Raw genomic sequence first — 12,956 nt, 5'->3', positions numbered from 1 at the left:
TTCACCATCAAGATCTAATCTCACCAGCGATATTATTTTAGCCAACATTACAAACGTTGTTTAACGAACACAACTATTTCTTATGTAAGCGTTTACATAACAGCTATTTTCCTGTATATTTCAAGGTGTACAACTAATTAATCCATAACTAAAGGAGGATGCATTATGAGTGGTACCTGGGATGCACGCTACGCTGCTGAGTTTTTTGGTACTTTAATGTTAGTTTTATTTGGGAACGGGGCGGTTGCTAACTCGTTTCTAAAAGCCACCACAGCTAATGGTGACGAGGGTCAAGCGAATGGGGGTTGGATCTTCATTGCGTTTGGCTTCGGCTTTGGGGTGATGCTACCGGCGATGATGTTCGGCGCCATTTCGGGTTGTCATATTAACCCAGCAATGACGATTGCCCAAGCCTTAGCAGGGATTTTTCCTTGGTCACATGTGGCCGGTTACTTATTCTGGCAGTTTGTCGGCGCGATTGTGGGACAATTATTAGTCGTAGCAATCTATGCCCCCCATTACAAACGTACGAATGACGCGGGTCGAATCTTAGCGACCTTTGCGACTGGGGACGCGACCGATAGTAAGTTCAACGGCTTTATCACTGAAACAATTGGGACCGGTGTCTTAGCATTCGGCGCCATGGGACTCTACCGAGGCGTCTTTTTCCACAACAATGTGGATATTGCCAACATCGGGGTCGGCCTTTTAATCATGACCATGGTCATTGCCTTAGGTGGTGCCACCGGGCCATCCTTGAACCCTGCTCGCGATTTAGGACCGCGGATCGTTCATGCCATCCTACCGATTACCCACAAAGGGTCTTCTCACTGGGATTACAGTTGGGTTCCCGTGCTCGCACCAATTACTGGCGCAATTATTGGCGTTTTTACTTATAAAATTTTCTTTGGGTTATAGCATTTATTCAGAAACGACAAAAAGCCGCGATTACTCGCGGTTTTTCTTTGTCCTTAATTAAACTTCCCGTGGCTTCGGTTCCGACACTGGTTGTTTCGAAGCATGTAACACTAAGACGCGCTGACCAGCAATTTGATGAGTATTGATTTGGACTGGCTGATCAAGTTGAATACCAACCATTTCTAGAATCTCATGGCTAATCCAAATGCCCTGTTCATCTTGCCGAATTAAGTCTTTCACCATCCTCATCGCCTCCACTTCAGTTGCCTTTAGCTCAAGTATACCGGATGTTTCATCGGCCAACGACCAATACGCTCATCTCACAACAATGTCAATAAACAAAATTAAAACTTTACTCACTAATTACTCTCCATCGGCCACCATCGCCGCCTGCTTAGCCCGCAATTTCAAAACAATCACACCGCCACCAATCAAGAAGATCAGGCCAACCGCACTCAAGCCTTGCACGACAGTTGTACTCGTTAGCCCAATCCCGCTCAATGCTTCCGCTAAACCGGCATTAGAATACGTCATCGGTAAATAAGTGGCGATCCCAGCATACGCTGTCTTGACCGTTTGAACTGGGAACAAGTTATTCGAGACACAGACTTGCAGGAATAATAAGACCCCAACAACCGCGACTGCTATGCGACCTAACGTGACTTTCAGCGCCAGTTCAATCACGAGGATTGCTTCTGAAAACAACACAGCCACTAATATGAATTGGCATGGATGTGTCGCATTTAGTAAAACAGCCAGCAATAATCCACTCGTTAATCCGGCTTGCAGTGCGACCAGTCCGAACAAGCTAGCTAATTGCTTTGGTGTCCGTAATAACGCAAAATAATCAAAAACACCTAATAACAAGGTGACACCCACAAACGAAACTAATGAAATCACAAATGGCGCCACAGAATGCCCAAAGTTCGGTACATAACTGTAATTATCATGCGCTAACGTTGATGGTTCAGCAAACATCTTAGCGGTCCGATTGGTCAATGGCACCGCGTTAATCTGATTGGCGCCACCTTGTAAAGATTTAGCTAACTTGGTATTGCCGTCAGTCAGCTTACCTGTACCGGCCGTCAACTGATCTGAGGCATGGTCTAGCTTCGTGGCACCACTAGCCAATTGGCCGACCCCACTTGTTAAGGCACCCGTCTTGCTGTTTAAGGTTTGTAAACCGGCTTGAAGTTGATTACTACCCGTAGCTAGACGGCCAACGCCACTAACTAAGGCTGGAACTTGACCGTTTAGTTGATCCAATCCTTGATGTAATTGACCCGCTCCCATCGACACTTGGTCAGCACCCGCGAATAATCGTGCCACACCACTGACTAAGACTGGGACTTGGGCATTCAATTGAGTCAAACCACCGTTAACTTGGACCAAGCCAGCCGTCACACGGTTAGAACCAGTGGCTAGCTGTTGGACGCCATCCGTTAATGCAGGTACTTGACCATACAACCGGGTCAGACCACCACTCACTTGTTGGGCACCAGTATCTAATCGGCTGACGCCCGCCACTAACGTTGGGACCTGTCCATTTAACTGTTGCAACCCGGTTGCCAATTGTTGCGTCCCAGTTTGTAACGCCCCGTTATTGGCGGCTAAAGTCGTCGCTCCGGTAAATAATTGGCTAACTGCAGAACGTAATCGTGGCACTTGGCCATTCAAGTTAGTTAAACCAGCCGTTAATTGACTTGCCCCACCGGTTAGTTGTCCACTTTTGGTCACTAACGTTTGGGTTCCACCGGCTAATTGATGGGCACCAGTCGCTAATTGACCCACGCCACTGACCAAGCTCGGCACTTGACCATTTAGTTGACTAGCGCCAGCAGTTAACGCCGTCGCCCCATTGGCTAACGTGCCTAATTGACTCGTGACCGTTTGTGAACCGGTAGTCAAGCTAGCAGCACTCGTGCCAGCAGTCTTGATTGCTGCGGTCACCGATCCAAAGCCTTGATTAACAACCCCAAATTGGGTACTTAAGTTACGGGCTTGCGTTTGCAAAGCACTTAGATCATTCCCACTTGTTAAACGATCCAACTGACCACGTAGCGTTGCAACATCATTTTTTAACGTCGTCATCGCAGCCGGATCAACCGTTGTCGTTTTCGTCGTTGCTGCTCCCACTCCCGCTAAGGCCGTCTTTAAAGCCGCCGTTTGCGTTGGTGTTAACTTCTGGGTACTAGCCACTTGATCAATCTTGGCATCGACCGGACTAGCACTTGAATTCGTTGTCGTGGTTGTTAAGCCGTTTAAGTCAGTCTGGACTTTCGTCAATGTCTTAGTGGCATCGCCAGTCGCTACCCCCGGCTTAACTTGCTGTAACGCATCACTTAAAGCCGTTAAGCCACTACCGATGCCAGTCATGCCCGTCGTTAGCTTAGCTAATGCTGGTTGTTTGGCCGCGATTGCCGTGGCTAGCTGACCTAAGCCAGTCGTCACTTGCTGACTTCCAGCTTTTAACTGTGTTGCCCCACTAACCAAACCTTGACTGCCTTGACTCAGACTCGCGACGCCAGTTTTAAGTTGACCGGTCTGACCATTTAACGCGGTCAATCCCGTCTCTAACTTTTGTGCCCCTTGATTCGCTCGACTCGTGCCAGTCGTGTATGCTTGCACTCCAGCGGCCAAGCTCTGCGACCCAACTGTCAGCTGTTTAACCCCATCAGCCAGCTCACCAGTCTGACCATTAAGCTGTTTTAACCCTTGCGAAACCGTATAAACCCCATCGGTATAAGTGGTTAGCTTGGTGGCCAAGACCTGACTGCCATCCGCCAACTGAATCACACCCTGTGACAAGGCCCCGGTCTTACCATGTAAAGTCGTTAATCCCTGACTCACTTGACCAGCTCCGGTGGTGAGTTGCCCGACCCCCGTTGCCAAAGCCCCGGTTTGACTATTCAGCGTTTGTAAGCCCGCCGTGACTTGTTGTGATCCTGGCGCCAAACGGGTCGTGCCACTAGCTAATTGACCAACCCCTTGGGCTAACTGGCCAGATTTAGCTTTCAAAGTCCCCAGACCGGTTGTCACTTGTTGCGATCCGTTGGCCAGTTGCCCAGAACCAGTCGTTAACTGTTGCACACCACCAGCTAATTGCCCAGTTTTGCCATTCAGCGTGTTCAGTCCAGTCGCTAATGCTAAGGACCCGCTCGCCAATTGGGTCACACCGGCTGGTAACTTTTGTACTTGCGTATCCAGCGTCAAAATACCATTCTTCAACGTTTTAACGCCTGTCGTATATTGAGTTAACCCATGCCGCAAGCTAACGGTTCCATCTTTTAACTGAGTCGCCCCATCTGCGGCTTTAGCATAACCTTGACCAGCTTGTTTGATCTCCTTAAATGTCGCCAACGCATAGGCCTTCGTGACCGCCGCGCGTACGGCGCTATTTAGCTTATCGGCCCCAGTCTGACTAATGATTTCACCAATATAACTCAGCGAATCATTCGTTTGATAGGTCAGGCGCATCTGTTTGGGTTGGGCACTCGTCACCGTTGTCGCCCGCTTGGAAAAATCTTTCGGAATTGTGACAACGGTATAATACTTGTTATGTGCTAACCCATCGCGGGCTTGTTGCGCCGAAACGATATGCCAGCCCAACTCATGATTTTTCCGCAACTGTTTAGTCATCGTCGCCCCAACCGCCATCACCTTACCTTGATAAGTGACCGGCTCATCTTGATTGACCACTGCGACTGGTAACTGATTCACATGACCAAACGGATCCCACACCGACCGGACAAAAGTGGCAGCCCCAATAAATGGCACAATCAATATCGCCGCGACCGCACTCCCAATAATGACTCGCTTTTTCAATCTAAATCCCTCCAAAATCTATGTACCCTATAAGTCGTACACAGTATGTTCTTTTTGACGAAATTTATTATTAACCGAGCCATGCCAGCTTTGAAAGACTTTTTTAATTGCGCCTGTCAGGTAAATGTCCTAGAATCCGCGTGGCTCATTGTTTAATTAGCGACAAAAAAAGTTGATTTCAGTTCAATTGAAATCAACTTTAAGGCATTATTTAACGCTACTATCGTTCAAAAATTTATAAACGTTATAATTTTGTCACGCCAATACAATTTAGTTTACTGAACAAAAAACTCGCATCAATTACCGATACGAGTTTTGATTTTTTAATTATTGTTCCCAAGGATACTTACCGTTCGCATCTTTTGGCGTTTTACGCATCAAGCGTTCGGTATCTTTATCCATTTCTTTACGCGACTTCTTGCGATTGCGTAGTCGAATCACCACGACTAAAGTTCCTAGAATCAAGTAAATTCCTAACCGCGTCGCCATTTTGACGGTACCGTAAATTGATAGTAAAACCAACTTAATCATCCTCTCACTGTCAACCACTGCGTCTTTATCTACTGTTTTACCCAATACTGATTGCCACTCTGGTTGGTCCAGAATCAGCTGGAACGTGGTGGCCGCGTTTGAAAGCCAAAGTTCGGTCTTCCACAAGCCGGGGGTTATCTAAGTCGGAAAATCATCGACCAAGATAAACGACACCACTGAGCCAATTCTGGCCCGCCCGACGTTAATTAACGGACAGACAATTAATAACTAGACTATCTTTCAACCTATAACCACCAATCAGAGTCGTAGTGATCAGTAGGTTCGCCGTGTCGAGCCACTTAGCTGGGTGTTATTCCCAGGTTAGTGGCTGGGCCGACTTTTAAGACGGGGCTTTCGGCTTAAAAGCGCCCTGCAGACCGACCTTTGGCTGCAGGTCTGCCCCACCGCGAACCTACTGATCAACGGAGACGGACAATCAACCACGGACACCTACCCAACTAAACTGGCACTTTTTCAAAGTAATTCAACAACGCTTGCCACTGATCAAAGACCGCATCTTCTGAATAACGCTTGGCATTTTCATATGCCGCCGCACTAAAGTCAGCGAGTTCGTCTTGCTGGGTCATTAACTCAATCATCGCATCAGCAAGTTGCTGCACATTGCCGTCAGTCGTCAAAATACCGCTTTGACCGTCTTGAATAATGTCACTCGGACCGTATTTCACATCGTTAGCAATCATTGGCAGGCCATGCGCTTGGGCTTCTAGTAACATCAGTGAAAAGCCTTCCGCACGACTTGGTAATAAGCCAAGTTGCGCACGGTTATACACGGCATTCACATCGGTGGTATAGCCACGGAAATGGATTGTTTGCTCCAGATGGGCTGCCGCAACTTGAGCCTTTAATTGGGCTTCCATGTCACCATTTGAATAGCCCCAGAAATCTAATTCGGCATCTGGGAACTTGGCATGAACTTGCTGGAAAGCTTCAATCGACTGATTCTGTTGCTTTTCCGGTGCTAACCGGGCAACTTGGACAATCAGATGCGGTTGGCGTTGCTGGAATGGCACGGGCGATTCTGCCAACGTCCCATCAGTCACATAGCCGACAGGAATCGTAAAGGCTGGAATATCCTTACCGAACCGAGCCGCCACATCCGCCGATTGCTCCGGCGTGGCCGAAATAACCGCATCCCATTGTTGCCAATTATTTAAGGCATTCTCATAATTATTGTTCAATGCTGAATGCAAGATATCATCAGAATCGCCGACATGATTGTTATGCAGATGGAGCACCTTTTTGGCTGGCGTTGTCATATTGAACAAGCCCCAGGCACACTCCACGGTCCGATCACAGATGAAGACATTATCCTCACCATTGGCATTCAGTTCATCATAGAAGAACCTAGTCAGCTGATTCATTCCACTAAACGTCCAGCTCGTCCCCCGATAGTTCACCACCCGCCACGTCAGTCGTTCTTGACCAGCGTGGTTTAAGAAATGGAGTTTCTCCAGATGAATTTGCCCATCTGGTCCAAAATAAGCTTCTTGGGCAATCTTGCCGTCCCAATCAAATAATTGTTCCAAACAACGCATCCCGCGGGTATCCCACCAGGTCATCTTCAACGTCTTATTATTCACATCAAAGTATTGTACGTTGCTGATTTCATCGCCGCTTTGGCCCCGTAAATAAATGATCATTAAGAGCTTGCCTTGTTGAACGACATGTACTTGTCGATCCTTACGCGTTTTAATCGCATTGGCCGGCACTTGAAAGTCATTCAACATGAACGGGTGCCGCTCAACGTGTTGACTGCCACAGAAGAAGTCAAACAAATTGACTAAGTCGGTATCGGCTAACTTAGCGCCAGCCATCACGTCATGCAGATTCATGGCGAAGATGCGCGTCACAATTTTGGCGGGCACTTGGTGCTTTTTAAAGAGTCGTAACCGATTGATCTCCGCATGTTCAATCCCTGATTTTGAGAATTGCATATTGTCATTTAAAAAGTAATACATCCTGGCCGCCTCCTATATGTCCATTAACTTCTGCCAACGGTGCCACGTCTTTAAATAGGTGTGGGCCGTGTGCTGCTTGTGAAAAGCGGCTTCACTAAAGACCGTGAGTAACTTTTCATCCGTCAATAATTGCGTAACCTTGTCCGCCATTGCCAGTTGGTTACCCGGTTCAATCAGATAACCGTCTTCACCATCTTTAATGAAGTCTTTAGGGCCATAATTAAAACGATAACTAACCACTGGAATACCATGCGCTTGTGCTTCGGGCATGGCCATTGGTCCGCCATCCACTAGATCCAGATTCAACATCACTTGATACTGATCGTAGTGTTGGGCCAAGTCTGGCTGATAATCCATCAAGCGGACATTGGCTTCCAGCTTCAGTTCCTTAATCAACTCACGTAAGGTCTTGAGATAGGCTTCATCACCGAATCCATATAGATCACAATGGACTTGCGGTACTTGTTGCTTCACTAACGCTACCACCCGAATCAGTTGGTCGACTTGGCGATCTGGGGCTAAACGACCCACGTATAGCAACTGTTGTGTCCGTTGACCAATCGGCGCCAATTTGGCCTGTGAGAGTGGCGTTGTGGCAACGGTTGGCATGACTGTAATTGGTACTTTTGGGAACCGATTCTGCAAATGTTGGGCTTGGGTCGCAGTGGCGACGATAAAACCATCGAAGTGTGGGGCATTATCAAATGCTGGTTGTAAGAACCCATCTAATGGTGCGTGTAACGGATCATTTAAATCTTTAGCGTGATAGATCGGTACTGTGACGTATTTACGGGCATCATCATTTAATTGTAGTAACGGCGCCACCCCAGTCCCAGGACGATCACTAATGAAGGTCGTCGTGCCAGTATCTTGACGGCTAAGTTCCGCAATGAAAAAGTTAAACAAATCATCCGCATTTTGGAAGAACCGATCGCCAGCCTGCTGATAATCTTTCAAGATCAAGCGTGAGGCCATCGGATTGCCATTCGTATCCGCAACAAAGTATTGCTCGATCACGACTTGACCAGCCGGCGTATAGTAACGTTCCATCGTTAACTTGCCATTTTGGCCAAAATACTGCGTTGCGGACTTAAAGCCCCGCGAGTCCCATAGATCGGTGGACAACCGGTTGCCTTGATTATCAACATATTCTTGATAGAAGACTTGCCCAATTGTCCCGGGGATAAAGCCGACGTTTTCAACCAGATCATCACCGTTAAAGACCCGACTAAAGTTCGCCCCGACTTCGACTGCATATTCTACAGGTAGCTGTAAGTCCACCGTGTGTAGAATTTTGGGTTCGACCGTGATTGCTTGTTGGAAATAATCGAACATATTTAAGACTTGGTCATCCGGCACGTCAAAGCTGGGTAACGTCTTGTGTAATAATCGATCATACATTTTGGTCACAATCTTAGCGGGCGTTTGGTAATGGTTAAATAAGCGTGCCCGTTGAATCGCGCTATGTTCCACACTGGAATTTTTAGGAAGAAGGTATTCATTAATAAAATAAAACATGCCGCTTCGCCTCACTTATAAGTGTAATTATAGTAATTAATTAATCCTGATAAGAAGTGCTCACAATCATCAATCCGCGTCCGGAAGCTATCATGCCGAGCATAAAAGCCACCGATGAACTTGGCTGGATTGTAGAGATACATTGCGATTTCAGGTAAGAAGCTCCCCGTTGTCACTTCATATTCGGCCCGATATTTTAAGACTTGCCGCAACCGAATCAAATCATAGGGTTCGAGCAAATCCTCGTTGCCGGAAGCCTTTACCATATCCGTCATTTTAACGGCGGCATCCACTAATTCAAGCAACGTTGGATAAGTCGTATCCCGGCCTTGAATGAAATCAAGGTGAATAAAGACATTTTTCAAACCAAGTGCCATGTAGTCGCGGTTATCTGGAAAGACTTGCAGGGCTTCGTTAATCGCGTATGAGATCCAGTGATCGTGATACTTACCATAATCATTCGCCACCATGTAATCTAAGATTCGCTTCACCAAAGCCATGACTGCGGGATCATGATTCAATTCATATAACCGCGACAGGCCAAAGACCACTTCACCTTCGTAATAAATGATGCGATAAGCACTCTTTAACGTTAAATCGCGATTCAAGACATGGTTCAACTTGCCAGATGGTTCGCGGAAGTAAGGCACCCCTTTAAACGCTTTCATCAAAACCGGTTCAAAAGTCCGATCACCCGTGGCTTCTTGATACTTGCTAAGCGTCAACATCAATAATGCTTGTCCACCTAACTTTAGTTCGCCATTATCATCAATGAAGACGGCGCCATCTTTTTCAATCGTGGCTTCATCCAGGCCCCATTGAATCGCCTGCTTAACTTTAGCATAATCTTCAGTCCGATTCGTGAACTCAACGGCTTCGACTAACGCATATAACGATGAAAAGTGGCGAACATAGTTGTAATTCGATAAGATCTTTTGGCGACTAGGAAAATATCCGTAAATAAACTTACCATCTGCTTTGATCTGGTTCACCAAGAACGTCTCCCCGTGATCAATCACGTTAGCAATCTCAGTCTTTGAATCCGTCAAAACGCGAATCCCTTTACCGCAATCTTCTTTGTCCGATAATTGCCAAAGCTGGTCACCATCAGTAAAGACACCGGCTGTTGTGAAAATCCAGACATAATCCGTCTTTTGAATATCCAGCGGTAGCGAGCCTTCGCGTTTAGTTAGATATGGCAATACCCGTTGATAATCGACCCATGATCCCGACCGATTTTTGCCAATTCGATGGTCCTTACTTGGCCGGAAAAAGGCATTTCCGTTGATTTCCATTTCGAGCAACGCCGACTTGAAATCAGCGTCAAAACTGACGCCGTAACGCCAGTAGTTCATCCGAAACGTTGCCGCTAACCGCTTTTCAAAGACTGATCGGGCTAGCCGTTGCATAGATTGAACCACTTCTACTCGCACCCAACTGTGCTGCGCAGTTTGTGCCAAGCAATCAGCAACGACTTGCCAAGCTTGGTTAAAAGTCGCTCGCCGAATGAACTGAACAGCCGCTCGATGCCGGTGATCAGAGATCGATAGTGCTAAAGTGACCGTCTCTGTACTACGGTCAACTGAATCCCCTAACATGAGAACCGCTTGTTTTAATTGTTTAATCGTTGTCTTTTGCATTTGATTACCTCGCAATTAAGTTATTTATAGCTTTTTATGTATATCAGGATGAAACAAATTCCTTTCATCCTGATAATGTAACTCTAATTTACCACTTTAACCATTAATCATCATGATAAACCACTTATGAATTTTAATCATCCTTACGACGTTTCGTCAACGCATACCCTGCACCTAGAGCGGCAATCGCCGCGGCTGCGAGCCAAGCACCAACTGTTGCCCAATTGTTAGTTGAGTTAATTTTATCGCCATCACTTTGCGTGTTGCTCTTCGCGGTTTGATCGCTTGTTGGCGTTGTCTTCGTTGCGGCCTTCTTGACGTTAGTCTTATCCTTAGTGCTCTTCTTAGCTGCCTTGGTTTCGCCAGTATCACTATTGGTACTTTGACGAGCCGCCGTTGCTAAGGAAACGCTTGGTGTTGCAGTTCCATTCGTCGCGACAATGCCATCACCATTTGCTGTCGCCGTGCCCGAGCCAGCATTACTACTTGGTGAATAATTAAGCGTCGTCGCGTTACCACCGTTGGAACCACTAGTGTTAGTAGTTGTTCCGCCATTTGAACTAGTACCGCCACCGTTGCTTGAGCCTGATCCGGAACCGGAGTTTGAACCTGAACCTGTGTTAGAACCAGATCCTGAACCCGAGCCGGATCCTGAACCTGAACCCGATCCGGATCCTGAACCAGTATCTGGTCCTGGGTTAATGAGGTCACCATCACCATCGGAACCTGAATCGGTATCGGTGTCCGAGTCAGTATCCGTATCCGTATCCGTATCTGAATCGGTATCGGTGTCTGAATCGGTATCCGTATCTGAGTCGGTATCGGTGTCCGAGTCAGTATCGGTATCCGAGTCAGTATCGGTATCCGAGTCAGTATCCGTGTCTGAATCGGTATCCGTGTCGGAGTCAGTATCCGTGTCTGAATCAGTATCCGTGTCCGAGTCAGTATCCGTATCTGAGTCAGTATCGGTATCCGAGTCAGTATCTGTATCTGAGTCAGTATCTGTATCTGAGTCAGTATCTGTATCTGAGTCAGTATCTGTATCTGAGTCAGTATCCGTGTCAGAATCAGTATCCGTATCTGAGTCAGTATCCGTATCCGAGTCAGTATCCGTATCGGAATCAGTATCCGTGTCCGAGTCGGTATCCGTATCTGTATCTGAGTCAGTATCTGTATCTGAATCGGTATCCGTGTCGGAATCAGTATCCGTATCGGAGTCGGTATCCGTGTCCGAGTCGGTATCCGTGTCCGAGTCGGTATCCGTATCCGAGTCGGTATCCGTATCGGAATCAGTATCCGTATCGGAATCAGTATCCGTATCCGAGTCGGTATCTGTATCCGAGTCGGTATCGGTGTCTGAATCAGTATCCGTGTCGGAATCGGTATCCGTATCCGAGTCAGTATCCGTATCTGAGTCAGTATCGGTGTCTGAATCGGTATCCGTATCTGAGTCAGTATCTGTATCAGAATCAGTATCTGTATCAGAATCGGTATCCGTATCAGAATCGGTATCCGTATCAGAGTCGGTATCGGTATCTGAGTCAGTATCCGTATCAGAGTCGGTATCTGTATCAGAATCAGTATCCGTATCTGAGTCGGTATCCGTATCAGAGTCGGTATCTGTATCGGAATCCGTATCCGTATCTGAGTCGGTATCCGTATCAGAGTCGGTATCTGTATCGGAATCCGTATCCGTATCAGAGTCAGTATCTGTATCCGAGTCGGTATCGGAATCAGTATCTGTATCGGAATCCGTATCCGTATCTGAGTCAGTATCTGTATCAGAATCGGTATCTGTATCGGAGTCAGTATCCGTATCGGAGTCAGTATCGGTGTCGGAATCGGTATCCGTGTCGGAATCGGTATCCGTATCTGAGTCAGTATCTGTATCAGAATCAGTATCTGTATCTGTATCTGAGTCAGTATCCGTATCAGAGTCGGTATCCGTATCAGAATCGGTATCCGTATCTGAGTCGGTATCTGTATCCGAGTCAGTATCTGTATCCGAGTCAGTATCGGTGTCGGAATCGGTATCCGTGTCGGAATCGGTATCCGTATCTGAGTCAGTATCTGTATCTGAGTCAGTATCTGTATCAGAATCAGTATCCGTATCAGAGTCGGTATCCGTATCAGAATCGGTATCCGTATCTGAGTCGGTATCTGAGTCAGTATCCGTATCCGAGTCAGTATCCGTATCCGTGTCGGTATCCGTATCCGTATCAGAATCGGTATCCGTATCTGAGTCAGTATCTGTATCCGAGTCAGTATCCGTATCGGAATCAGTATCGGTGTCCGAGTCAGTATCTGTATCTGAGTCAGTATCCGTATCCGAGTCAGTATCCGTATCAGAGTCAGTATCTGTATCTGAGTCGGTATCCGTATCTGAGTCAGTATCCGTATCTGAGTCAGTATCCGTATCCGAGTCAGTATCCGTATCCGAGTCAGTATCCGTATCCGAGTCAGTATCCGTATCCGTATCCGAGTCAGTATCTGTATCTGAGTCGGTATCCGTATCTGAGTCGGTATCTGTATCCGAGTCGGTATC

8 protein-coding genes are annotated in these 12,956 nt (G+C 47.0%); 1 reads left to right on the top strand and 7 read right to left on the bottom strand.

Translation table 11 applies throughout. The annotated features are described in order from the left end of the window. Positions 1 to 165: 165 nt before the first annotated feature. Positions 166 to 918 carry an MIP/aquaporin family protein gene (locus FFM77_RS01255; RefSeq protein ID WP_137633938.1) on the top strand — a complete coding sequence of 251 codons (753 nt, stop codon included), beginning with the start codon at positions 166 to 168 and terminating at the stop codon, positions 916 to 918. A gap of 57 nt (positions 919 to 975) precedes the next feature. Here FFM77_RS01255 and FFM77_RS01250 read toward each other — a convergent pair whose 3' ends face one another. From FFM77_RS01250 to FFM77_RS14085, 7 genes are all read right to left on the bottom strand, one after another. Next, the gene (locus tag FFM77_RS01250) at positions 976 to 1,161 is read right to left on the bottom strand and encodes a hypothetical protein (RefSeq protein WP_137633937.1); all 186 of its coding nucleotides are present in this window, start codon (positions 1,159 to 1,161) and stop codon (positions 976 to 978) included. 120 nt (positions 1,162 to 1,281) lie between these two features. Then, positions 1,282 to 4,743 carry a YhgE/Pip domain-containing protein gene (locus tag FFM77_RS01245; protein ID WP_137633936.1) on the bottom strand — a complete coding sequence of 1,154 codons (3,462 nt, stop codon included), beginning with the start codon at positions 4,741 to 4,743 and terminating at the stop codon, positions 1,282 to 1,284. A gap of 327 nt (positions 4,744 to 5,070) precedes the next feature. Next, positions 5,071 to 5,319: a hypothetical protein gene (locus FFM77_RS01240; protein WP_223876743.1), complete on the bottom strand. Its 249-nt coding sequence runs from the start codon at positions 5,317 to 5,319 to the stop codon at positions 5,071 to 5,073. Between the two features lie 413 nt (positions 5,320 to 5,732). Further along, on the bottom strand, positions 5,733 to 7,253 hold the full coding sequence (locus tag FFM77_RS01235; protein WP_137633935.1) for a glycosyltransferase family 4 protein: 1,521 nt from the start codon (positions 7,251 to 7,253) through the stop codon (positions 5,733 to 5,735). Positions 7,254 to 7,265: 12 nt separating this feature from the next. Next, on the bottom strand, positions 7,266 to 8,771 hold the full coding sequence (locus tag FFM77_RS01230; protein ID WP_137633934.1) for a glycosyltransferase: 1,506 nt from the start codon (positions 8,769 to 8,771) through the stop codon (positions 7,266 to 7,268). Positions 8,772 to 8,782: 11 nt separating this feature from the next. Beyond that, positions 8,783 to 10,411: a glycosyl transferase family 1 gene (locus FFM77_RS01225; protein ID WP_137633933.1), complete on the bottom strand. Its 1,629-nt coding sequence runs from the start codon at positions 10,409 to 10,411 to the stop codon at positions 8,783 to 8,785. 133 nt (positions 10,412 to 10,544) lie between these two features. Beyond that, on the bottom strand, positions 10,545 to 12,956 hold a 2,412-nt coding region (locus tag FFM77_RS14085; RefSeq protein WP_223876742.1), incomplete at its 5' end, for a hypothetical protein.

Origin of the sequence: Lactiplantibacillus songbeiensis (genome assembly GCF_005405125.1) — a bacterium.
GTDB lineage: Bacteria > Bacillota > Bacilli > Lactobacillales > Lactobacillaceae > Lactiplantibacillus > Lactiplantibacillus songbeiensis.
This window is presented reverse-complemented; position numbering and strand designations above follow the sequence as displayed.